The sequence below is a fragment of the Bordetella pseudohinzii genome (assembly GCF_000657795.2).
In the GTDB taxonomy this organism is placed as follows: domain Bacteria; phylum Pseudomonadota; class Gammaproteobacteria; order Burkholderiales; family Burkholderiaceae_B; genus Bordetella; species Bordetella pseudohinzii.
This window is the reverse complement of sequence record NZ_JHEP02000015.1, coordinates 77,474-98,007: the sequence shown is the minus strand read 5'-3', so window position 1 is coordinate 98,007 and position 20,534 is coordinate 77,474. Positions and strand designations below refer to the sequence as shown.

The window sequence follows — 20,534 nt, the reverse complement described above, 5'->3', positions numbered from 1 at the left end:
CGGAAGACAGGGCGCTATCCCGCCGGGCCAAGGGCAGCGCGCGGCATTGTAACCCGTTGCGCGCGACGGTTCGGCGAGCAGTCGCGGCCCCGCGAACACGGCGGGCGGGTGACAGGTCCATTACATGCGGTTGCGCGCGGCACGCAGCGGTTGAACATTGCGCCGGGACAAAATGCTAAATTGCCCCGTCTTTATTGCCATCTCTAAGCCATGTCCCACGCGACTGCCTCGGGTGCCCTGCGCGCCCTAGCACTGGCCGGCCTGCTGGCCGCCGGCCTGCCCGCCGCCGCAGGCGTTTCCTATCGACTGGACCGCCCCTCCGCGGCCCCCGGCGACACCGTACGCATCGAGGCCGTCTACTTCAATGACGGCAACGACCTGGCGCGCTGGGAGCCGCCCGCGCGGCTGGTCCTGCAGTGGCGCGATCCCCAAGGCCAGGTGGTGCGCACCTTTGCGCGGCTGGAGGGAGATCCCTCGGCCCTGAGCGTGCCGGTCAATAATTTTGCGCGGCTGTCCTGGGCGGCCGTGGTGCCCGTCTCGGCCCGCGGCCTGCAGGCCGTCAGCATCGAAGGCGAGCCGGCCCTCATGGCCCTGGATGCCACCGGACGCGAAGCTGGCACGCTGGCCAGCCAATCGGCCGATGTCCCCGTGACGGATGCGCGCAGCGGCCAGCCGGTTCCCGAAGCGGCCGTGGTGGCCGCCGGAGCCTCGCCGCAAGGCGGCCCCGCGCCCGACAGCGTGGCGCGCGAACAGGCCGTCACGCAGAACTCGGGCTTTGACCGCTTCCGCAGCGCCATATCGGCTTATGAACCCATGTATTTCGACATCGGCTGGCGAGGGCGCACGACCGCGCGCTTCCAGCTGAGCGCCAAATACCGGCTCTTCAGCCCGGCCGACGGCCGCGATCCGCGCTGGTTCGAGAACTTTTATCTGGGATACACCCAGACCTCGCTGTGGGATCTGCAAGGCGATTCGATGCCCTTCATCGACACCACCTTCAATCCCAGCTTGTTCTGGAAATCCGATCGCCTGTGGTCCTCCGCGGATGCGACATGGCGCGCGGGCGTCAATACCGGGGTCGAGCACCGCTCCAACGGCAAGGACGGCGAGGACTCGCGGTCGCTCAACGACGCCTATGTGGAACCGGCGCTCTATTACCGCCTGAGCGGCGGCAGCACCCTGTCCTTCGCGCCGCGCGTGCGCGCCTATTTCGGCGTGGCCGACGAAAACCGCGACTATGCGGACTACGCCGGACATGTGGACTGGAAGCTGCGCTGGGAGCAGGACGGCGGCGCGGTCGTGTCGGCCATGTACCGCCAGGGCGACAGCCGGCGGCGCACCACCCAGCTGGATTTCAGCTGGCCGCTCAAGCGCACTTTCCTGGATATGAACGGCTATCTGCACCTGCAGTACTTCAACGGCTACGGCGAAACCCTGCTGGGCTATAACCAGCGCAACGAATCGCAGTTCCGTATCGGCCTGTCCATCGTGCCTTAAGATCCGTCCCCGAGACAGATCTTGTCACGGCCCGGAAGCGCCGCGCCGTGTAGCATGTTGGCCTGCCCGACGATTCGGAGACCGCCATGTACCGCCGTCTGTTCACCAGCCTGGCCTTGATGCTGTGCGCGCTGGGCGTCCAGGCCCAGGAGGCCGCGCCCGCGCCGCCGCAGGCGGTCAGCCTGCTGCAAGGCAAGCTCAAGTTCAACCTGCCCGCCGGTTTCACCGCCAGCGATCTGCCGCCCGGCCGCGCCGAAGATGGCACCGCCGGCGCCAGCGGGCGGCTCTTTGTCAACGCCGATGCGCGGCAAGTCGTCGTGGTGAGCGAAGCGCCCACGCCCGGCGGAGTGGCCGCCGCCGACGATGACAAGGTGTTCCTGAGCGGCGCGGCCCAGGGTTTCGTCAGCCAGCAGAAGCAGGCCTCGGCGGACTACCGGCCCTTGGGCGAAGACGCGCTGCGCGCCGGCGTCCTGGGCCTGCGCCGCATCGATGCCAAAGGCAGTTTCGCAGGCACTCCCACGCTGAACACCAGCCTGCTGGCAGGCTCCGGCCCGCGTCTGGTGGTGGTGCAGATCGTCTCGCGCGAGGATGATCCCCAGGGCCATGCCGGCCTGGTGCAGCGCGTGCTCGATTCCATGCCGGCCAAGGTCGCCGCCCTCGCCCCGCGCTGACCGCGCTCAGGAGCGGGATGCGTCGCCATGATGGCCATGCAGCCGCGGACGGCGTATGCCCTTCTTCCAGGCCTGGTCGATCTCGCGCATCACCCAGTCGTAGACCTCCTTGGAGATCGAATGCTCGGCCATCATGCGCTCCATCTGCTCCCGGCCGTCGCGCAGCGCATACAGCACCAGTAGCCGCCGCTCCAGCACGGCCGTGTATTGGCCGTAATGGGTGCGCAATTCGGTCAGCGCCTCGTTGGCCGAATCGATGCGCGTCTGCAGCACGTTCTGCAGCACATCGCCCATGCGCGAGCCCAACAGCGGCACCATGCTCTGGCGCACATAGTCGCGCAGCTGTTCGAGCACCGCGCGCCGGCACACCAGCAGCTCGAAGCGGTTGCTCAGCCGGTAGATGAGCGGGTAGTCGATATGCAGTTTCTCGTGCAGCCAATGCACCAGGCGGTCGACCCAGGTGGTGGCCAGGATGCGGCGCGCGGCGCGGTTGTAGCCCAGGCGGCCTTCACTGCGCGCCGCATCGCGCATCAGGCCGGCATTGCGCATCATGGCGTCCAGGTTGGCGACGGTCAGCACGCCCTCGCCATACTGCGGGATCAGGTCGTGCTCCTTGGCGGCCAGGGCGACCAGGCCAATGGACAGGCGGTCGCGCTCCGAGATGGCGCTGTCCAGGTCCAGCGCCGCGGCGCTCAAGTCCATGTCGCGCCGGTACTCGGCGCTGACCTCGTCGGCCACTTTGGCGTCGATGCGAAACGCCGCCGCGGCGGCCTGCACGGCGCGGCCCACCTCTTCGGCCGACAGGCGCAAAGCCTGCTGCTGCAAGGCCTCGTCCTGCGGCGACAGGCGGCTCAGCCCCAGCATCTGGATCACTTTGCTGAGCGTCGATCCATTGACGAAGAGGCTGAACAGCACGAAGCCGGTCGCCAGGATGGCAATGAAATGCCGCGTCTCGGTGGGCAGTTGCGACGACTCGGCGATGCCCAACGCCAGCACCAGGGTGACGGCGCCGCGCAGCCCGCCCCAGGTGATCGCCAGCTTGTAGGCCGAGCTGATGGGTTCGGCCAGCTTATAGCGGCTAAGCAGCGGAAACAGACCGAAGAGCACCATCATGCGCGCGCCCAGGGCGGCCAGCACCACGATGGGCAGGACGAGCAGGTCGCGCAGCGTGGCTCCCTCCAGCAGATAGGGGATGCGCAGCGCGGCCAGCAGATACACCGCCGCGCCGGCGATGGCGGCCACCTGGTCCCACACGATGCGCATATGGCCCCAGAGCACGGGCGGCAGCCGCGTGGGCGCCATGCCGCTGACCACCAGGCCGGCCGCCACCACGGCCACCACGCCGGACAGGCCCAGGTAGTGGTCGGCCACGAGATAAATGGGGTAAGGCAGGGCCAGGCTCAGGGCGATTTCGGCCTTGCCGCGCGCGCCCATGAAAGGAAAGCAGGCCACGCCCAGCCGGCCCGCCAGGCCGCCGAAGACCAGGCCGCCAAGAAAGGTCCATGCCAGCTGCTTCAGACCGGCGGCCGGCGTGGCCGTGGCCGCGTCGCCCGTCAGATAAGCCGCCAGCACGGTGGAGATGGCGATGGCCGCCGCGTCGTTGAGCAGGCTTTCGCCTTCGACCAGGCGGGTAAGCCTGGCCGGCGCGCCCACGCGCTCGAAGATGGCGATCACGGCGGAAGGATCGGTGGTGGCGATGACCGCGCCCAGCAGCAGGCCGGCGGCCAGCCCGCCCGCGCCCAGCCAGGCCACGGCCAGGCCGACCACGGCGGTGGAGACAAACACCGCCACCACGGCCAGCAGCAGCACGGGCGCGACATCGACCAGCAGTTCGCGCACATCCACGGCCAGCGCCGCCTGGAACAACAGCGGCGGCAGGAAAATCCACAGATAGGCTTGCGCCGGCAGCGTGGGCGCGATGATGGGATCGAAGAACAGGCGCTGCTCGTGAGGCGCAGAGGAGGTGAGCCAGGCATAGAGCGCCGCCATGCCGATGCCGACCAGGCAGAGCATGCTGGCCTCGGGCAGCACCAGCCTCGCCGCCACGGCCTGCACCAGCGAAATGATGGCCAGCAGGCAGGCCAGGAGCAACAGCATATTGATCAGCATGGCATCTCGCAGTGACCCCGTTGCGTCACTATAAGCCATGCCGCCCGACCAAAAAAAGTGCCCTGGAGGCAAGCCTCCAGGGCCAACTCGAGGTTCCTATTGCGAATTGTCGCGACCGGTTCGGGGAAGCCGCGACAAACCCATGGTAGTCAGGAAGGGCCCGGCGGACCTTGATAAAGGTCAAGCCCGGCCGAGACCGGGCTTGGGGACGAACGCCCGCCAGGCAGGCATCAGCGGATGGCGGCCTCCCAGGCCAGGGGCTTGCCCTCCCAGGCGGAAAACCCGCTGACGCGCTTGTTCACGGCCCAGGCGTCGGCGCCATTGAAGAAAATGATCAGCGGCACCTGCTCCAGCATCAGGCCATGCAGCTGGTCGAACAGCGCCTGTCGCTTGGCGGGATCGGACTCCAGAAAGCTGGCGTCGATCAGCCCCAGCGCCTTGGGATCCTCCCAGACCTTGCGCGGCTGCTTGTCCTTGTCGCCGGCGAACTGTTCATAGCTCAGGGCCGGATCCAGGCGCGAGGAATAACTAAACGAACTGATCTGGTACTTGCCGGAGTTGTAGCGGTCCAGCTGCGTGGCCCATTCGATCACCTCGATCTGCGCATTGACGCCGGCGGCCTGCAGCATGGCCTGGGACATGACGGCGATCTGATAGCTGGGCACATGGGCGCGCTTGTTGGCGTAGATGACGATGGGCTCGCCCTTGTAACCCGCTTCCTTGAGCAGCTGCTGCGTGCGCGCGGGATCGTAGGCGTAGCTGCGCTTCTGCGCCTGGCTGTAGTAGGCCGATCCGGCCGGCACGGCCGAGCTGTTCAGCGTGCCCAGGCCTTCGGAGGCGGCTTGCACGATCTGCGGCACATCCAGCGCCGAGGCAATGGCCTGACGCAGCTTCACATTCTTGAGCAGCGGATCGCGCGTCTGCAGCAGCAGCACATGCTTGGTGGCGTCGTGCGGCACGAAAACATGCAGCGTGGGATTGGCGCGCAGCTGCCCGGCGTCGCTATTGGTGATCTGGCTGGCGTCCACGGCGCCGGAGAGCAAGCCGGCCTTGGCCGTCGAGGGATCCGGCACCACAAGGAACTTCACCTCGTCGACCAGCGGGCGCTTGCGGCCCACATAGCCGTCGGGCTTGTCGCCGGCCGGCGACTGGTATTCCTTGAAGGCGTCAAGCAGGGTGTATTCGCCGCGTTTCCATTCGCGGAACTTGAAGGGCCCGGTGCCGATGGGCTTGTCCCAGCCGCCATCGGCCTTGACCGAATCCTTGTGCACGATGGCGGTCATGCCGCAATCGGTGCGGGCCAGCGAGTCCAGGAAGACGGCCGACTTATGGCTGATCTTCATGACCACCGTATGCGCGTCCGGGGCGCTGACCTCGGTCACCTTGAGGTCGTTGCGGCCGTCAAAATCGCTGCGGCAGCGCCAATCCGTCTTGGGGTCCATATAGCGCTGCCAATTCCACAGCACGTCGGCCGAGGTCAGGGTCGCGCCATTATGGAACTTGACGCCCTCGCGCAGCTTGAAGGTATAGACCAGGCCGTCTCCGGATACGTCCACCGACTTGGCCAGCAACGGCCCCACGGAGCCGTCCTCGCGATAACCCACCAGGCCTTCGACCATGTTGAGCACCACGCCGTCGGTGGTGTTGTCGCGGTTGACGCCGGGATTGGTCGAGCGGATGTCGGCCGGTTCGGCGATGGTCAAGGTGGCGGCCTGCGCGGCGCCGGCAAGCGCCAGGGCGGCGCCCAGCGCGCCCAGCGCGCCCAAGGGGCGAGAGATCAAGATCATGAAAGCTCCATGCAGGCACCATTGGTACATAAATTGGCGCCAATAACAGTGGCTATTATGCGGCGGCGGGGCAAGGGCACCATCCGGACTATCCCTGCCCCGGCCAGGCCGGTTCAGGAAATGTCCTGGCGGATGTGCACGGTGATGATTTTCTGCAGGCGCTTGAGGTCGCCGGCCTCGACGGCGTCGACGATTTCGAAGTGTTCGCGGGCGGATTGCTCGACGCGCGAGCGCGTGACCCACTCGGCGCTCGGCGCCGAGGGCGAGCGGCCGCGCATCTCATGGATGAGGGCCACCAGCTCGCGGTTGGCGCACATATCGTAGAGCGCCGCGTGGAAAGCCAGGTTGACCTCGTATTGCTCCATCAGCGTGCCGTCGTCGAGCATGTCGGCAAAACGCTCGGCCAGCGTGCGCAAGGCGCGCAGCTTGGCCGTGGTGACATGGGGGATGAGGTCGACCGCGGCGCCGGTTTCGAGAATGACGCGGATATCGCGGATCTGGTCGCGCAGCTCGGGATCCGGGACATACACGTGGTAGCCCCGGTTGGGGATGTGCGAAATCACCCGCTTGCCAGCCAGATGGTCGAGCGCGCGCCGCACATCCAGGCGCTTGGCGCCGTAGCGCTCCTGCAAATCGATCTGCTTGAGCCAGGCCCCGGGCCCATACACCCCGGACTGAATGTCCCGGGCGATCCGGTCGGCCAGGGTTGGCTGCGTGGCTGCCACCTTGGGCATTGAATCGCTCCCGCGTGTCGAAACCAGTCATTTTATGCAAAAGCCCGTCCGGCCAACATCGGTCCGGACCGGCCCTGCATCCTCTTTCAGGCCTGCGCGGCCCGAGGCATTTCACCGTCCAGCCGCCAGCGCAGCCGCACCCCGCCGGTGTCCACCGGCTCCAGCGCCGGAATCGCGCGCAGCAGCGTGCGCGTGTACTCCTCGCGCGGATGGTCGAACACCTCGTCGCGCCGGCCCTGTTCCACGATGGCGCCGTCGCGCATCACGATCACGCGGTCGGCCACCTGCTCGACCACGCCCAGGTCATGGCTGATGAACAGGCAGGAAAAGCCATGCTTCTCCTGCAGGTCGGCGAACAAGTCCAGCACCTGGGCCCGCACCGTGACATCCAGCGCCGACACCGGTTCATCGGCGATGACAAAGGCCGGACGCCGCACCACCGCTCGCGCGATCGCCACGCGCTGGCGCTGTCCGCCCGACAGCTCGTGCGGATAGCGCGCGGCATACTCCGAACCCAGGCCGACTTCGGCCAGCACCTCATCGACCCGCCGCTGTTTGTCGCGCTCGCTCATGCCTTGCAGCAAGCGCAGACCTTCGCCCACCAGCTGGCCTATGGTCATGCGCGGATTGAGCGAAGAATACGGGTCCTGGAACACCATCTGGCAATTCAGGCGGTAATCGGCCCAGCCGGCCGAACGCCGGCTGACCGGCTGCCCCCGAAACAGGATCTCGCCCGAAGTCGGCGCCAGCAGACCGGCAATGGCGCGGCCCAGCGTGGTCTTGCCCGAGCCCGAGCCGCCCACGACCGCCACCACTTCGCGCGGACGCACCTGCAGGTCGATACCCGACAGGGCCCGCTTGCCCGCCGTGCGCGAAAACAGGCGCTGATGGCCGCGATAGTCGATCACCAGATTCCTGACCTCGACGATGGGCGGCGAGACAATAGGCGGGCGCGCGGCCTGGCGGCGAGGCATGGCATCGAGCAGCTTGCGCGTGTAGTCCTCGCGCGGACGCGCCAGGATGGCGTCGGTGCGGCCGGTCTCGACCACCTTGCCATGGCGCATCACCACCATGCGCTCGGTGTAGCGCGCCACCATGGGCAGGTCGTGGCTGATCATCAGCACGGCGGTATTGTGCTCGCGCGTCAGGTCCACCATGAGTTCCAGCACATCGCGCTGCACGACCGCATCCAGCGCCGTGGTCGGCTCGTCGGCCAGCAGGAGCGCCGGCTCCAGCAGCATCACCGAGGCCAGCATCATGCGCTGGCGCATGCCGCCGGAGAACTCATGCGGCCAGGCCGTCATCGCGGCCTTGGGATCGCGGATGCCGACGCGGCGCAGCATCTCCAGGATGCGTTCGCGCCGCGCCTCGGGCTTGAGATCCTTGCGGTGCAGGGCCAGGCCCTCGTCCAGCTGGCGGCCGATGGGCATGGACGGGTTCAGCGAGGTCATGGGCTCCTGGAACACCATGCCGATGCGCGCGCCGCGCAGCTTGCGCAGTTCCGCCTGGCTGGCCTTGACGATGTCCTGGCCCTCGAACAGGATCTGGCCGCCGCTGACCACAAGCGGCTGCGGCGTCAGGCCCAGGATGGCGCGGGCGGCCTGCGTCTTGCCGCTGCCCGACTCGCCGACAATGCCGACCATCTCGCCGGGCGCGACCTCGAAGGAAACATCGCTGACGATCTCGCGCCCGCCGCGGCCGACCGTGAGGCAAAGATGGGAAACCGATACCAGGGCGCTCATCGCGATCCCCTCATGCGCGGATCCAGGCGGTCGCGGATGGCGTCGCCCAGCAGGTTGATGCCCAGCAGCGCCAGGGCAATGCACACCCCCGGGAAAATGGACAGATACGTGGCTTGCGCCATGAAGGGACGCGCGGAGGCCAGCATATTGCCCCAGGTGGGCGCCGGCGGCGGCACGCCCAGGCCCAGGAAGGACAGCGCGCTCTCGGCCAGGATGACCCAGCCGAACATCGAGGTCGCCAGCACCGTCAAGGGCGCCACGCAATTGGGCAGGACATGGCGGAACATGGTGTACAGCTCGGAATTGCCCAGCACGCGCGAGGACTCGATGAATTCTTTCTCGCGCAGCGACAGCACCGTGCCGCGCACGATGCGGGTCACCGAAGGCGTATAGGCCATGCCCAGCGCCAGGATGATGCCGTACTTGTTGGCGCCGACCACGGCCAGCAGGCCCAGCGCCAGCAACAGGCCCGGAAAGGCCAGCAGCGCATTGTTGAACGCCATGATGATGCGGTCGGTCCAGCCGCGCACATAGCCGGTGACGATGCCGATCGCCGTCCCGGCGACGATGGCGAAACCCACGGTCAGCACGCTGATCCAGACGCTGCTGGCCGCGCCGGCCAGCAGGCGCGACAGCACATCGCGGCCGAACTCGTCGGTGCCCAGCAGGAATTCGGCGCCAGGCGGCTTCAAGCGGGCAAGAAAGTTGATCTTGAGCGGGTCATAGGGCGTCCAGACGGCGCCCATGATGGCGGCCGCCACCATGACGGCCACGATGACTCCGCCCACCCAGGCATTGGCGGCTAGGGATTTCTTCATTCTGCGGTCACTCTGGGGTCAAAGAGCGGATAGCACAGATCCACCACGAGGTTGACGATCACATAGGTCACGGCCACGAAGAGCAGGCAGCCTTGGATCACGGGATAGTCGCGGGCGAAGATGGCGTCCACCAGCAGCCGGCCCAGGCCGGGGATGGTGAACACGGTTTCCACCACCGCGATGCCGCCCAGCAGATTGCCCAGCACCAGGCCGATCAGCGTCCACGTGGGTCCGAAGGAGTTGCGGAAGGCGTGATGGATCAGGACTGCCGACTCGGACAGCCCCTTGGCGCGCGCGTGGGTGATGTAGTCCAGGCGCAGCACTTCCAGCGTGCTGGCGCGGGCCATGCGCATGAGCACGCCGATCTCGTGCAGGAACAGCGTCAGCACCGGCATGACCAGGTACAGCAGGCCGGCCTTCCAATCGGTGCTGATCGAGACATAGCCGACCACGGGCAGCCACTGCAGCTTCAGGCCGAAGAAGAGCAGCAGCAGCAGGCCCAGCCAGAAGGTCGGGATGGACACCAGCAGGGTCGCCGCGCTGACCAGGAACAGGTCGGGCGTCTTGTTCTGCTTCCAGGCGGCGATCATGCCGGCCGGCACCGCGACCAGGGTGGCGAACAGGACCGCGGCGACGACCACGCGCGCGCTGACGAGAAAGCGTTCCCACACCAGGCCCAGGACCGGCTGGCCCGTGTTGATGGATTGGCCCAGATCGCCGTGCAGCATATTGTTGAACCATATGCCGAACTGCACCGGCCAGCTCTGGTCCAGACCCAGGCGGGCCCGCAGGTCGGCCAGCGAGGCCGGCGTGGCCAGGTCGCCCAGGAGCAACTGGGCCGGGTCGCCCGGTATCAGCCGTATGAGAACGAACACGGCCACCGCCACGATGAGCAGCGTGGGAATGGCCATGACGATACGTGAAAGCGCAAAGCGCAGCATCGCGACCTCCGGATCAGGATTTGTCGCCGCGCTTGTCGCGCAGGACACGAGCGAAGAAGTCCTGGACCTCGCCGACGCACTTCAGGCCGTCGTGCGGCACGTTGTCCACCATGTCCAGGGTGACGTTGACGCCGGCCTGCTCGAAGGAGCGCTTGAGCGACTGCAGGCGCTCGGGGCGGTTGCGGCCGGCGTCGTTGGCGCCGGGCATATAAAACTTGCCGCCCTCCTTGTGGGTGATTTCCCAGGTTTCCAGGTCGGCCTTGCCCACCACCATATGCACGGCCACCCGGCGCAACGCCTCGATGTCCAGATCGCGGCCAAAGCGCGCCTTCATGTCGCGCACCCCCACCCACCAATCCCGCTCGGTGTCCAGCAGCGTGACCGAACCCGGCGCGCCGATCGACACGCCCCACAGGCGCTGCGGGTGCAGCAGCGTAAAGCGGTTGACAAACTGGCCGCCGCCCGAAAAGCCGAACAGCCCGAAACGCGACACGTCCAGACCGAACTTCTCGCCCACTTCGCCGACGATGTCCAGCAGGACCTGGTCATAGCGGATATCGCCTTCGACCAGGTGCTTGAAGCCGTCGCGGTTGCCATCGCCGCGCACGCCTACCGGAAAGAGCGGGCAAAGCACGATGCAATCGTTCCAGCGCGCGAACTCGGAGAAGGAATCGCGGTACTCGACAAAAGCGCGGCCCGTGCCATGCACGATCACCACGAGTTCCATGGGCCGGCGAGCCTGATCCAGATGCGGCGGCACGTACATGCAGTACGAAAAGCGCGGATCGGTGCGCGCCGCGAAAATCGTGCTGTGACCCAGGTCGTAGATGGCGCGAGCCCGGTCATTCACGGCCGCGGCGGCCTCGGTGGCATTGACTTCAGACATGGATTCCTCGGGAACAGAATCGCCCGCGCCAACACGGCGCGGGCGTGGAGCAGAGCAAAATAATTGCGCAAATTGGCGCCAATTTTAGGAGCAGCTCGTCCGGGGCAACAAGCGGGGTTTCCCCCTAGGCTGGGCAATGGGAGAAGCTGGCGCCGAAAGGAGCAAACGGATGTGTTGGGGCGGGCGCGCCGGGCATGCCCGCCCCACGCCATGGGATAGCCATCCCGGCGTCCTGTCTCAGCGCCGCGGCGCGGCCGTCATTTGGGCTGCGGGCCCTGCAATTGGCGCGCCATATCCAGATGCGCTTGCAGGACGGGCAAGGCCTTGGCGATAAAAGCCTTGACCTCGGCATCCTTGCCTTGCGCCTCGGTCTGCTGGAAGAGCTTGATCGCGTCCTCGTGCGCGGCCACGGCCACCTGGTCGATGTAGGCTTTGTCAAAATCAGCGCCGCTTTCCGAGCCGATGACGGCCAGCTTGCCCTTCTGGGCAAAAGACAGGTCATCGGGCGGCTGCAGGCCTTTTTTGCGGGCCAGCGCAAGCAGCTCGTCCGTCAGGCGCGTATGGTCGGCGATCATGCGCTGGCCGAACTGCTTGACGCCCTCGCTGGGCGAAGCCGCCACCGCCAGCTTGCCGCCGGCGACCTCGGCATGGCCGCCCTGGATGGCGCGTTCGAGGAATTGCTTGTCGGCCTCGCCGAGCGTGTCTTGCGCAAACAGCGGCCCCGTCATGAGCAAGGCCGCCACCGCCAGCCCTCGCCGGGCCATGGACTGTATCTTCATCGCGACTCCATGAGCAAAGGCGCCTGGGCCGGCGCCAGCTCCAAGCTTACCCGTAAACCGGCTGGCGATCCCGCCCGGATGAGCCGCCCGATCCGTCTTTTGGCCACGGCGCCCGGCCAGCCTATGCCCGCCGGTCATCGCCGTGCATCGGCCGCGCTGACGCTTCGCGCCGCAGCTGTGCCACAATCAAAGCCAGCGCCACCCCTTCGCCGCCCCATGACTCCGAACCTGCGCGCGCCCTATTACTTCATCCTCAGCAGCCAGTGCGCCTGCGCCGCCTGCGGCCAGGACACGGCCGTGCATGCCTTGGCCGTGCCGCCCTCGCATGAGACGCTGGCCCCGGACGACGGCGCCGACGAGCCGCCGGAGCCTTCCACCGACGGTCCGCGCGACGATGGCTGGCGCCGGGATCCCAGCGCCGCGGTGCTGTCTGGCGTCAGCCTGCTGGCCCAGGAGGTGGGCGAGATCCTGGCCCGGCAGGCGCCGGGTTTTGCGCCAGACCCGAAGCGCAAAGACGTCTGGACCAATCATTGCGGCCACTGCGCCGTGCCCATTCTCTATGGCCAGCTGATGGCCTTGCCGGGCCGGGCCTTCACGCCGACGGACGCCGAACAGGCACGCGCCATCGGCGTGCAACGCATCGAGGCCCCCCTGGAAGCCTATGTGGAGCTGCGCTGGACGGACGGCGATCCCGACTTGCGGCCGCTCCTGCAGCGCCTGGATGTCGCGGCAGCTCCGCTGCCCTGAACAACGCCGGCCTCAGCGCGGCAGCCGAAGCACGAAGTCAAACAAGGGATAGCCGAAGGTCTGCAGGCGCATCACGGCATCGAGCCAGGCGGTGGCGGCGCCGCCATCGGCCGCCCAGGATGCGTAGGCCGGCTGCGCCGCCAGCGTCATCGGCAAAAACCTGGCCAGTTGGCAAATCGCCCAGATACCGGCCAGCAGCGCCACCAGCTCGACGCCGGCATGACGAAAGCGCCAGCCGCTGGCGTACTGCATCAGCAGCAGCCCGCCTCGGCATACGTGCAACAGAATGCCGAACATGGACAAGGCCAGGCCCAGCATGGGCGCGACCATCAATTCAAAAGCCCGCCGCCCTTGCGCCGCCCGCTCGGCGCCATTGCCATAGGCCGCGGGCTGGTGCCCGTAGTCGCGCGGCGGCAACTGCTGGCGCGCATCGCTCACGGGGCGGTAATAGCGCGCGGCGAAGGTCTCGCGCCCGATCGGCGCGAGCGACAGCCGCGGACTGCTGTCGGGATAGGCCAGGAACGCCCGCCAGGCCGCCTGCATGCGCGGATGGGCGGCGAACTCGCCCAGGCTCAAGCCGGGCGGCAGGCCGTCGAGGCCGGCGCGTTGCCGCAAAGCGGATTCCGTGCGCGCGATGAAGGCCGCGCGGTCTTCGTTGGCCGGCTCGCGCGCCGGGCGCGCGGGCCGCCGCGACTCCCACTGCTTGATGGCCTGCCGCCTGAAGGTGTCGGGATCGCGATAGGCCTGGAATCGCTTCTGCATCGTCAGCTGGCTGCGCACGAAACGCGCATAGGCTTCATCCACATCGATGGCGCCCACGGCGCCATCGAGATAGGGCGCGGCCAGAAACGCCGCCAGGGCCGCGAAGGATTTGCCCGGGACCGATCCTCCCAGGTCTTCATGCCACAGCCCCTCGAACTCCGTCGCATCCACCGCATCCACGGCCAAACCCTGGCGCAGCAGCATGCCGGTCACAGCCGCCGCGCGGGCCTGGGCGCTGGAGCCCCGCACCAGCTCGGCCAGCACGGCACGCTCGATTGCATGGGCCGCCCACGCCAGGCTGCCCGAGATCAGGAGAAAAAACAGCAGCGCCCGGCCACGACCGCCGCGGTCGCGCAGCATGGGCCAGACGACCAGGGCAATCGCGCAGCCGGTCAACAAGCAGCCATAGACGCGGGCACCCCACAGCGTGGCGGCATCCGCATTGACGGCCGTGGCTTCCACGATCCAGGCGCTGAAAGCAAACTCGGCCAGAAGATAGACCAGACTGACGGCCAGCAACCCGGCCAGGCGGGCGCGGGCCGGATCTTTTGTAAATAACAGCTCGCGGCAACGTTGCTGCCAGCGCGCCTTCTTGCGTTGTTCATAGCGGCGCAGCAGCATCGCGCCCGATAGTCTGCTCATCTGCACCGTTGTTGTCACCACTATCGCCGGGGCAGCTTACTGTAGGCCGAGCGCGCCGCCAAGCGTCTTGCCGCGGCCGATGCGCCCGCCTCGCTTGAATTTCAATATATTTCACAGGTCAGAATTAATTTGAAATTCCCGTTTTAGCGTCTAAAGTCCAGCAAAGAACCGCCGTACTCCACCATGTGGAGCAAACGAGCTTGGCACTGAAGACGCCTGGGCCTGGCGAGGCACCCGGGAACCCGGCGCCTCACGAGATTCCCGCAGCAAACGTTCGGGCGCGAGCCCATGATCAACGGTGCGTTGCACCGCCAGCAATTTGCGAGAAGGTGGGCCATGTTCAAGCAAAGCGAGCCGGTCGACCGGCCCATGGCGCAGTTGGAGGCTCTCAATCGCCTGATGGCCTTGGCTGAGTACAGCCCCGATGGTGTGCTGCGGCGCGCCAACGATATATATCTCGCCATCCTGGGCTATCGCCGCGAGGAAGCCCTGGGCCGCCATCGCGACAGCTTCCATCCCGGCGCCGATCGCGCGGAAGACTTCTGGCCCAGGCTGCTGGCAGGCGAGTCGCATTCAGTCAGGGAAGAGCAGATCGGACAGGATGGCCAAAGCAGCTGGCTGCAAGCCAGCTACACGCCGGTGCGCGGCGCCGACGGCGCCATCCTCCACATCCTCAAGGCGGCCACGGACATCAGCGCGCAGGTGCGGCGCGAACAAGCGCAAAAAGCCAGCCTGCAGCAGCTGACATTGGCCGCCGATGCCACCGACACCGCCGTCATCATGGCCGACAGCGAAGCCCGCTTCGTCTATGCCAACGCCGGCTTTACGCGCATGTTCGGCTGGACCGCCCAGGAAGTCATGGGCAAGAACACCATCGATCTGCTCACGCCCCAACTGGGTCCGGGCTATGTGCATGTGCGCCGCAAGCGGCTGATCAGGGGCATCGCCTCGCAGCGTGAGGAGATCGTCGTCGGCAAGCAGGGCCAGCGCTATTGGGCCAAGATCATCACCAATCCGATGTTCGACGGCCAGGGCCGGCTCACGCATATCGTGACCATGTTCACGGACATCACGCGCGCCAAGATGCACGAAGCCTTGCAGCACCAGGTGCTGGAGGCCATGGTTCGCGAGCAGCCCCTGACCGAAGTCCTGGAACTGATCTGCCAGGAGGTCGAGCGCATTGCCCCCGAAATCGCCGCCTCCATCCTGGAGGTCAATAGCCAGGGGCATCTGCGCCCCCTGGCCGCGCCCAGCTTGCCGCCGCACTTCTGCCAGGTGCTAGAGGGCCAATCGATCGGGCCGGCGGCCGGCTCCTGCGGCACGGCGGCCTGGCGCAATGAAAGCGTCTGCGTGGACGATATCGCCACCGATCCGCTGTGGGCGGACTATCGCGACATCGTGCTGCCCCTGGGCTTTACCGGCTGCTGGTCCACGCCCATCCGCAACAGCCAGAACGCGGTGATCGGCTGCTTCGCCTTCTATTACCGGCAACCGCGCAGCGCCGCCTCGCAGGCTTTCCATCAAAGCCTGGTGGACGCTTGCACGCACTTGTGCGCCCTGGCGCTGGAGCGTGAACATGCGCGCCAGCGCATCCGCCAGCTGGCCTTCTATGACGGCCTGACCGGCATCGCCAATCGCAGTCTGCTGCTGGCCAAGGCCGACCAGGCCATCGCCTCGGCCTCGCGCAACAAGGACCCGCTGGCGGTGCTCTTCATCGACCTGGACCGCTTCAAGCAGGTCAACGATTCGCTGGGCCACGTGGCGGGAGACGAGCTGCTGCGCGCCGCCGCCGACCGCATCCGCGCCAAACTGCGTCCCACTGATCTCCTGGGACGCCTGTCCGGCGACGAATTCGTCGTGGTGCTGCCGCAAGCCGACGCCGACCGGGCCGCCGACGCCGTCGAACGTCTGCAAGCCGAACTCGCCCTGCCGCTGCAACTGGCCGACACGGATCTGTCCATCTCGGCCTGTGTGGGGGTGGCGATGTTCCCGGCCGACGGCAGCGACATGGAAACCCTGCTGCAGCGCGCCGATCTGGCCATGTACCAGGCCAAGAGCGGCGGGCGGGGCCGCTTCAGCTTCTTTAGCGGCGAGATGAACCGGCTGGCCCAGGAACGGCTGGCCCTGGAGACCGATCTGCGCCACGCCTTGAAGAAAGGCATGTTGCGCCTGAACTACCAGCCGCAGATAGAACTGGGCACGGGCCGGCTGTACGGGGTCGAGGCGCTGGCGCGCTGGACCCATCCCACCCTGGGCGATATCCCGCCGTCACGCTTCATCCCGCTGGCCGAAGAGTGCGGTCTGATCGCCGACCTGGGCCTGTGGGCCGTGCGGGCGGCCTGCCGCCAGCTCTCCGCCTGGCGCGCCAAGGGCCTGACCGTGCCGGCCGTCTCGGTCAACCTCTCGCCCACGAGTTTCCACAACCTCGACCTGCCGCGGACGATCGCCGACATTCTGCGCAAGAACGCCCTGGCGCCGGCCGACCTGACCCTGGAGCTGACCGAAAGCATTCTGCTGGACACCAACCCCAGCACCATGCAGACCATCGCCCAAGTCCATGCCCAGGGCGTGCGCCTGTCCATGGACGATTTCGGCACCGGCTACTCCAGCCTGAGCTATCTGCGGCGCCTGCCGGTATCGGAACTCAAACTGGACCGCAGCTTCGTGGCGGACCTGGGTCACGATGCCGCCGCGCGCGCCCTGAGCGCGGCGATCCTGGGCATAGGCAAGAGCCTGGACCTGACCGTGGTGGCCGAAGGCGTGGAAACCAGCGCGCAGAACCTCATGCTGCATGAGCAAGGCTATCCGGTCGCGCAGGGCTATCTTTTCTCGCGCCCGCTGCCGCCCGCCGAGCTCGAAGCCTGGTTCCTGCACGAGCACGGACCGGCGCTGGCCGCGCACGGCGAAAAGGGCTGAGGCCAGGCAGGCGTAAAATCCGGGCCGTTCCACCTTGAACTGCCCCGGGATCGCCATGCGCGACGACTGCCTCGACTACCAAGACCTGTTTCTCACCGATGTGCCGCTGCTGGACACGCGCGCGCCCGTCGAATTCGCCAAGGGCGCGTTCCCGGGCGCGGTCAACCTGCCGCTCATGGACGACGGCGAGCGCGAGCAGGTCGGCATCTGCTACAAGCAGCAAGGGCCGGAAGCGGCCATCGCGCTGGGGCATCGCCTGGTCAGCGGCCCGCTCAAGCAGGCCCGCATCCAGGCCTGGGCCGACTTCGCGCGCGCCCACCCCGATGGCTATCTGTATTGCTTTCGCGGCGGCATGCGTTCGCAGATCGTGCAATCCTGGCTCAAGACCGAGGCCGGCATCGCCTACCCGCGCGTGGCCGGCGGCTACAAAGCCATGCGGAACTTTCTGCTCGGCACCCTGGAGCAAGCCTTCGGCCAATGCCGCTTCGTCGTCCTGGGCGGCATGACCGGCACGGGCAAGACCGATGTGCTGGGCGAACTCCCCAACGCCCTGGACCTGGAACACCACGCCCGGCACCGCGGATCGAGCTTCGGCAAACAGGTCCTGCCGCAGCCCGTGCAAATCGATTTCGACAACGCGCTGGCCATCGACGTGCTGCGCAAGCGCCATGCGGGCCAATCCGGTTTCGTGGTGGAGGACGAAGGGCAGGCCATAGGCAGCTGCAGCCTGCCGGTCGAACTCTATCGCCTCATGCAGGACTGCCCCGTGGTCTGGCTGGAAGACAGCCTGCAAAACCGCATCCAGCGCATCCTGCGCGACTATGTCGTGGACCTGCGCGCCAGTTTCGTCCAGCACTACGGCCCCGGCCCGGGCGATGAAGCCTTCGCCCAACGCCTGCGGCAAAGCCTTGCCGGCATACGCAAGCGCCTGGGCGGCCTGCGCTACCAGCAGCTCTCGGCCATGATGGACGCGGCGCTGGCCGAACAGGCCGCCAGCGGCGCGGTGGACGGACACCGCGAATGGATCGCCGCCCTGCTGTCCCAGTACTACGACCCCATGTACGCCTATCAGCGCAAGCTCAAGCAGGATCGCATTGTGTTCGCGGGCGACCAGCAGGCCGTGCTGGCCTACCTGCGCCAGCACGCCGCCAGCGCCGCCAGCGAGCACCGGCCGCGGCGCACTTGAAGGCGAACAGCCCCTTGCGCCAGGTAGTACGACGGCGAGACGCGAACACTATAGATAACAAGTCCAATCCTACCCGGTTTTCTTATGCCGTCTCGTGCTCTCTCAGCCACTCGCGCAGAGCGTCATCCATCCGAGTCTGCCAGCCACTGCCCTGAGCCCGGAACGCCTCCACCACTTCAGGCGACAGCCGGATGGTGATGCGCTCTTTGGTGACAGCAGCCTTCGGCCGGCCCAGGCGCTTCATCTGCTTCAGGTCAGCGGCAGTCAGCTCGTAGGTATCGGGGTCGGCAGCGATCCCGCGATTGATGGCCTCGTCTTCTTCCGGGGTCGGGACGATAGTCCCAGGCTTAAGCTTCGGCATAGTGTTTCACCTCTCTTGAATTTGCCTTGCGCAGGCTGATGATCCGGCGCTCCTCGCCGCGATCAACGTATATCGCGCAATACAGGCGCACGCCGATGTAGCCCAGCGCGACCATGCGGCGCTCGCCGTATTCACGGCGCGTGTCTTCCCGCACCACGGCGTCATCCCACTCGAACGCTCCCGCGTCGGCCAGCGACACGCCGTGCTTGCGCTGGTTGCTGCTGTCTTTAGCCGGGTCGAATGTAATGACCACACACTTATTGTACATACAATAATTTCCCCGCAAAGTACTAGCGAGGATTGTCTTCCGGGCGGCGCACCGATCTGTCCCAGCGAAGGGATCACGCTACTGGGTTGGTGACCCATACCATTTCAGTGGTCTCGTCGTACTGACAAAACCCAGCTTCCGAGGCCCTTTGAAGCCCCTTCAAAGCCCCTTCCATACCCAATCCGGTCTCATGCGCGATGTACATGACGGGCAGGTAGTACAGGCCAATCATGTTGGAATGCGAGCAAGTCATGAGATACAAAGCAACCACCTGAGCTTCGGTCCCGGCCTTACGCAAACGCTTGCCTGTTTCCCCGATCCAGAATTGCGGGGACACCTTCCCGTAGTCGCGCATTGCTACACGCTCCCGCTCTTTTGAAGCGCATTCGAGGCGCCACGAATCCACTCGCAGACAAGCTCTGCTTGCTCAGTGGAAATCAGGATCCCGCCCTGGTCATGCTGGCGGTGCAGCTCTGGCGATAGCGGAAAGCACAGGCTGTCGCAGGCCTTCAGGGCCGTTCCCTTCGTGATGTTTGCGTGACAAGCCTGTGCCGGGCCGCCAGTCACCAAGCAACCCAGCGCCACGACATTGCGGCGGTGCTGCTCGCTGCGAAGCAGCGTGGGAAGCTTGTGCCCTGGAGGCCGGTAGAAGCCCATGACAACTTCCAGCTTGTGACCAAGACCCTTTTCGCGCTTCGGCTTGGACCGGCGCATGGGGATCTTGCGCTGGAGCGTGGAGGTGCGCATTAGGCGTCCCGTCCCATGCTCGTCCTGGACCATTCCACGCTCCGCTCATTGCCGAAGGCGTAGGCCAGGTCGATCAGGTCCTTCATCTCGCGCACGGTCATCTTGCTGGTTCGATGTCCGAGCAAGACCATGCCGCCGTCGATACCCATAGCCATACGAGTTTCGCGGCGCAGGCCCGCCGTCAGGATGTCCTTGACCTCCTCAGGCTTGAGCTTTGCCAGAGCGCCGTTCACAACGAACTCAACCTGGCGGCTGATGTCGGTCAGGATCGACCAGAGCATGTCGTTTTGCGCCAACGTGCGAGTCCGCGGCTTAATCTCCACGCGATAGCCTTCAGGCGCGTTCGCGCAAGCATGCGCAGCGTTGCGCCGGGCCAACGGATGGGAGAGGACAAAGACCTGCTTGTCCATTAGCTCTTCCTCTTCCACGTCTCTTGCCGTGCCTGCAAGTACTTGAAAGCCAGGCTTTCAATGGCCTGCTGTTCGCGCTGGTCGACCACGACCGCATCGCTGGGCGCCAGTTGGAAGTCGATGGCCGCCAGAAGCTGACAGACCTTCTCCAGATCCTCTTTCACCCGACTAACGGTGCTCGCCGAAGTGCCCATGAAATCGGCTGCACGTTCCTGCGTGACGTCTGCAAGGCGCTGCAAAATCTCGCTGTGAATTCGTGTAGCGATCTTGCGTGTGCTTTCAACCTCATCGGTGGAAACTGTCTGGGTGCTCATCGAGTACTTCCTTATGGACAAAGAGCGAGGGGTGTTTCGTGACCGAAACTGATAAGTTGTTGAAGGAGGCCGCCGAAGTTGCGAAACGCACCTTGTTGACCCTTCGGAAGCGGCCGTGCTGGATATCTTTAGAGAGCTGTGCGCGGAGCGGGAGCGCATGACATGCGAGGCGGATGCCCACATTGCGGAGACTCTGCATTGATGGCGTCATGCGCCC

Annotated in this window: 20 protein-coding genes; 5 read left to right on the top strand and 15 right to left on the bottom strand. The window is 66.3% G+C overall.

What is annotated here, in order from left to right; all coding sequences use genetic code 11:
- Positions 1–210: 210 nt before the first annotated feature.
- Positions 211–1,497, top strand: coding sequence for a phospholipase A (locus tag L540_RS17790; protein WP_043213674.1), 1,287 nt, complete (start codon positions 211–213; stop codon positions 1,495–1,497).
- An 86-nt stretch (positions 1,498–1,583) separates the two neighbouring features.
- The gene (locus L540_RS17785) at positions 1,584–2,168 is read left to right on the top strand and encodes a DcrB/PsbP domain-containing protein (protein WP_043213672.1); all 585 of its coding nucleotides are present in this window, start codon (positions 1,584–1,586) and stop codon (positions 2,166–2,168) included.
- A 6-nt stretch (positions 2,169–2,174) separates the two neighbouring features.
- Here L540_RS17785 and L540_RS17780 read toward each other — a convergent pair whose 3' ends face one another.
- The 8 genes from L540_RS17780 to L540_RS17745 all read right to left on the bottom strand — a co-directional run bounded on the left by L540_RS17780 (position 2,175) and on the right by L540_RS17745 (position 11,964).
- Positions 2,175–4,277: a cation:proton antiporter gene (locus L540_RS17780; RefSeq protein ID WP_043213670.1), complete on the bottom strand. Its 2,103-nt coding sequence runs from the start codon at positions 4,275–4,277 to the stop codon at positions 2,175–2,177.
- Between the two features lie 230 nt (positions 4,278–4,507).
- Positions 4,508–6,064, bottom strand: coding sequence for an ABC transporter substrate-binding protein (locus tag L540_RS17775; RefSeq protein ID WP_043213666.1), 1,557 nt, complete (start codon positions 6,062–6,064; stop codon positions 4,508–4,510).
- Positions 6,065–6,177: 113 nt separating this feature from the next.
- A complete protein-coding gene (locus L540_RS17770) occupies positions 6,178–6,798 on the bottom strand; it encodes a GntR family transcriptional regulator (protein ID WP_043213664.1) in 621 nt (206 codons plus the stop codon).
- A gap of 86 nt (positions 6,799–6,884) precedes the next feature.
- Positions 6,885–8,540 carry an ABC transporter ATP-binding protein gene (locus tag L540_RS17765; protein WP_043213662.1) on the bottom strand — a complete coding sequence of 552 codons (1,656 nt, stop codon included), beginning with the start codon at positions 8,538–8,540 and terminating at the stop codon, positions 6,885–6,887.
- Positions 8,537–9,358: an ABC transporter permease gene (locus tag L540_RS17760; RefSeq protein WP_043213661.1), complete on the bottom strand. Its 822-nt coding sequence runs from the start codon at positions 9,356–9,358 to the stop codon at positions 8,537–8,539. Before L540_RS17760 ends, L540_RS17765 begins: the two co-directional genes overlap by 4 nt.
- On the bottom strand, positions 9,355–10,299 hold the full coding sequence (locus L540_RS17755) for an ABC transporter permease (protein WP_043213660.1): 945 nt from the start codon (positions 10,297–10,299) through the stop codon (positions 9,355–9,357). Before L540_RS17755 ends, L540_RS17760 begins: the two co-directional genes overlap by 4 nt.
- Positions 10,300–10,312: 13 nt before the next feature.
- On the bottom strand, positions 10,313–11,185 hold the full coding sequence (locus L540_RS17750) for a hypothetical protein (protein WP_043213659.1): 873 nt from the start codon (positions 11,183–11,185) through the stop codon (positions 10,313–10,315).
- A 257-nt stretch (positions 11,186–11,442) separates the two neighbouring features.
- Positions 11,443–11,964, bottom strand: a complete 522-nt coding sequence (locus L540_RS17745) for a DUF4142 domain-containing protein (protein ID WP_043213657.1) — start codon at positions 11,962–11,964, stop codon at positions 11,443–11,445.
- 216 nt (positions 11,965–12,180) lie between these two features.
- Between L540_RS17745 and L540_RS17740 the strand changes: the two genes are divergently transcribed.
- Positions 12,181–12,711: a hypothetical protein gene (locus L540_RS17740; RefSeq protein ID WP_043213656.1), complete on the top strand. Its 531-nt coding sequence runs from the start codon at positions 12,181–12,183 to the stop codon at positions 12,709–12,711.
- Between the two features lie 12 nt (positions 12,712–12,723).
- Here the strand turns inward: L540_RS17740 and L540_RS17735 are convergent, their stop codons facing one another.
- Positions 12,724–14,115: a hypothetical protein gene (locus L540_RS17735; protein ID WP_231584869.1), complete on the bottom strand. Its 1,392-nt coding sequence runs from the start codon at positions 14,113–14,115 to the stop codon at positions 12,724–12,726.
- A gap of 336 nt (positions 14,116–14,451) precedes the next feature.
- Here L540_RS17735 and L540_RS17730 point away from each other — a divergent pair, with 336 nt between their 5' ends.
- On the top strand, positions 14,452–17,031 hold the full coding sequence (locus L540_RS17730) for a bifunctional diguanylate cyclase/phosphodiesterase (protein WP_043213651.1): 2,580 nt from the start codon (positions 14,452–14,454) through the stop codon (positions 17,029–17,031).
- Positions 17,032–17,086: 55 nt separating this feature from the next.
- Positions 17,087–18,217, top strand: a complete 1,131-nt coding sequence (mnmH, locus tag L540_RS17725) for a tRNA 2-selenouridine(34) synthase MnmH (protein WP_043213797.1) — start codon at positions 17,087–17,089, stop codon at positions 18,215–18,217.
- A gap of 82 nt (positions 18,218–18,299) precedes the next feature.
- Here mnmH and L540_RS17720 read toward each other — a convergent pair whose 3' ends face one another.
- The 6 genes from L540_RS17720 to L540_RS17695 all read right to left on the bottom strand — a co-directional run bounded on the left by L540_RS17720 (position 18,300) and on the right by L540_RS17695 (position 20,317).
- Positions 18,300–18,578 (bottom strand): BrnA antitoxin family protein, encoded by a 279-nt coding sequence (locus L540_RS17720; RefSeq protein ID WP_043213649.1) that lies wholly within the window; start codon positions 18,576–18,578, stop codon positions 18,300–18,302.
- Positions 18,565–18,846 carry a BrnT family toxin gene (locus L540_RS17715; protein WP_043213647.1) on the bottom strand — a complete coding sequence of 94 codons (282 nt, stop codon included), beginning with the start codon at positions 18,844–18,846 and terminating at the stop codon, positions 18,565–18,567. The genes L540_RS17720 and L540_RS17715 overlap by 14 nt, the downstream gene beginning before the upstream one ends.
- Before the next feature lie 73 nt (positions 18,847–18,919).
- The gene (locus tag L540_RS17710) at positions 18,920–19,201 is read right to left on the bottom strand and encodes a hypothetical protein (protein ID WP_043213645.1); all 282 of its coding nucleotides are present in this window, start codon (positions 19,199–19,201) and stop codon (positions 18,920–18,922) included.
- Positions 19,202–19,203: 2 nt separating this feature from the next.
- Positions 19,204–19,593 carry a hypothetical protein gene (locus tag L540_RS17705; RefSeq protein WP_231584861.1) on the bottom strand — a complete coding sequence of 130 codons (390 nt, stop codon included), beginning with the start codon at positions 19,591–19,593 and terminating at the stop codon, positions 19,204–19,206.
- A complete protein-coding gene (locus L540_RS17700; protein WP_043213644.1) occupies positions 19,593–20,003 on the bottom strand; it encodes a recombination protein NinB in 411 nt (136 codons plus the stop codon). Before L540_RS17700 ends, L540_RS17705 begins: the two co-directional genes overlap by 1 nt.
- Positions 20,003–20,317, bottom strand: a complete 315-nt coding sequence (locus L540_RS17695) for a CII family transcriptional regulator (RefSeq protein WP_043213642.1) — start codon at positions 20,315–20,317, stop codon at positions 20,003–20,005. The genes L540_RS17700 and L540_RS17695 overlap by 1 nt, the downstream gene beginning before the upstream one ends.
- Between the last annotated feature and the right edge of the window lie 217 nt (positions 20,318–20,534).

Bases quoted from the DNA above. Each gene is read 5' to 3' on its own strand.
- L540_RS17790 (WP_043213674.1), top strand. From the start codon at position 211: ATGTCCCACGCGACTGCCTCGGGTGCCCTGCGCGCCCTAGCACTGGCC.
- L540_RS17785 (WP_043213672.1), top strand. From the start codon at position 1,584: ATGTACCGCCGTCTGTTCACCAGCCTGGCCTTGATGCTGTGCGCGCTG.
- L540_RS17780 (WP_043213670.1), bottom strand. From the start codon at position 4,277: ATGCTGATCAATATGCTGTTGCTCCTGGCCTGCCTGCTGGCCATCATT.
- L540_RS17775 (WP_043213666.1), bottom strand. From the start codon at position 6,064: ATGATCTTGATCTCTCGCCCCTTGGGCGCGCTGGGCGCGCTGGGCGCC.
- L540_RS17770 (WP_043213664.1), bottom strand. From the start codon at position 6,798: ATGCCCAAGGTGGCAGCCACGCAGCCAACCCTGGCCGACCGGATCGCC.
- L540_RS17765 (WP_043213662.1), bottom strand. From the start codon at position 8,540: ATGAGCGCCCTGGTATCGGTTTCCCATCTTTGCCTCACGGTCGGCCGC.
- L540_RS17760 (WP_043213661.1), bottom strand. From the start codon at position 9,358: ATGAAGAAATCCCTAGCCGCCAATGCCTGGGTGGGCGGAGTCATCGTG.
- L540_RS17755 (WP_043213660.1), bottom strand. From the start codon at position 10,299: ATGCTGCGCTTTGCGCTTTCACGTATCGTCATGGCCATTCCCACGCTG.
- L540_RS17750 (WP_043213659.1), bottom strand. From the start codon at position 11,185: ATGTCTGAAGTCAATGCCACCGAGGCCGCCGCGGCCGTGAATGACCGG.
- L540_RS17745 (WP_043213657.1), bottom strand. From the start codon at position 11,964: ATGAAGATACAGTCCATGGCCCGGCGAGGGCTGGCGGTGGCGGCCTTG.
- L540_RS17740 (WP_043213656.1), top strand. From the start codon at position 12,181: ATGACTCCGAACCTGCGCGCGCCCTATTACTTCATCCTCAGCAGCCAG.
- L540_RS17735 (WP_231584869.1), bottom strand. From the start codon at position 14,115: ATGAGCAGACTATCGGGCGCGATGCTGCTGCGCCGCTATGAACAACGC.
- L540_RS17730 (WP_043213651.1), top strand. From the start codon at position 14,452: ATGTTCAAGCAAAGCGAGCCGGTCGACCGGCCCATGGCGCAGTTGGAG.
- mnmH (WP_043213797.1), top strand. From the start codon at position 17,087: ATGCGCGACGACTGCCTCGACTACCAAGACCTGTTTCTCACCGATGTG.
- L540_RS17720 (WP_043213649.1), bottom strand. From the start codon at position 18,578: ATGCCGAAGCTTAAGCCTGGGACTATCGTCCCGACCCCGGAAGAAGAC.
- L540_RS17715 (WP_043213647.1), bottom strand. From the start codon at position 18,846: ATGTACAATAAGTGTGTGGTCATTACATTCGACCCGGCTAAAGACAGC.
- L540_RS17710 (WP_043213645.1), bottom strand. From the start codon at position 19,201: ATGCGCGACTACGGGAAGGTGTCCCCGCAATTCTGGATCGGGGAAACA.
- L540_RS17705 (WP_231584861.1), bottom strand. From the start codon at position 19,593: ATGCGCACCTCCACGCTCCAGCGCAAGATCCCCATGCGCCGGTCCAAG.
- L540_RS17700 (WP_043213644.1), bottom strand. From the start codon at position 20,003: ATGGACAAGCAGGTCTTTGTCCTCTCCCATCCGTTGGCCCGGCGCAAC.
- L540_RS17695 (WP_043213642.1), bottom strand. From the start codon at position 20,317: ATGAGCACCCAGACAGTTTCCACCGATGAGGTTGAAAGCACACGCAAG.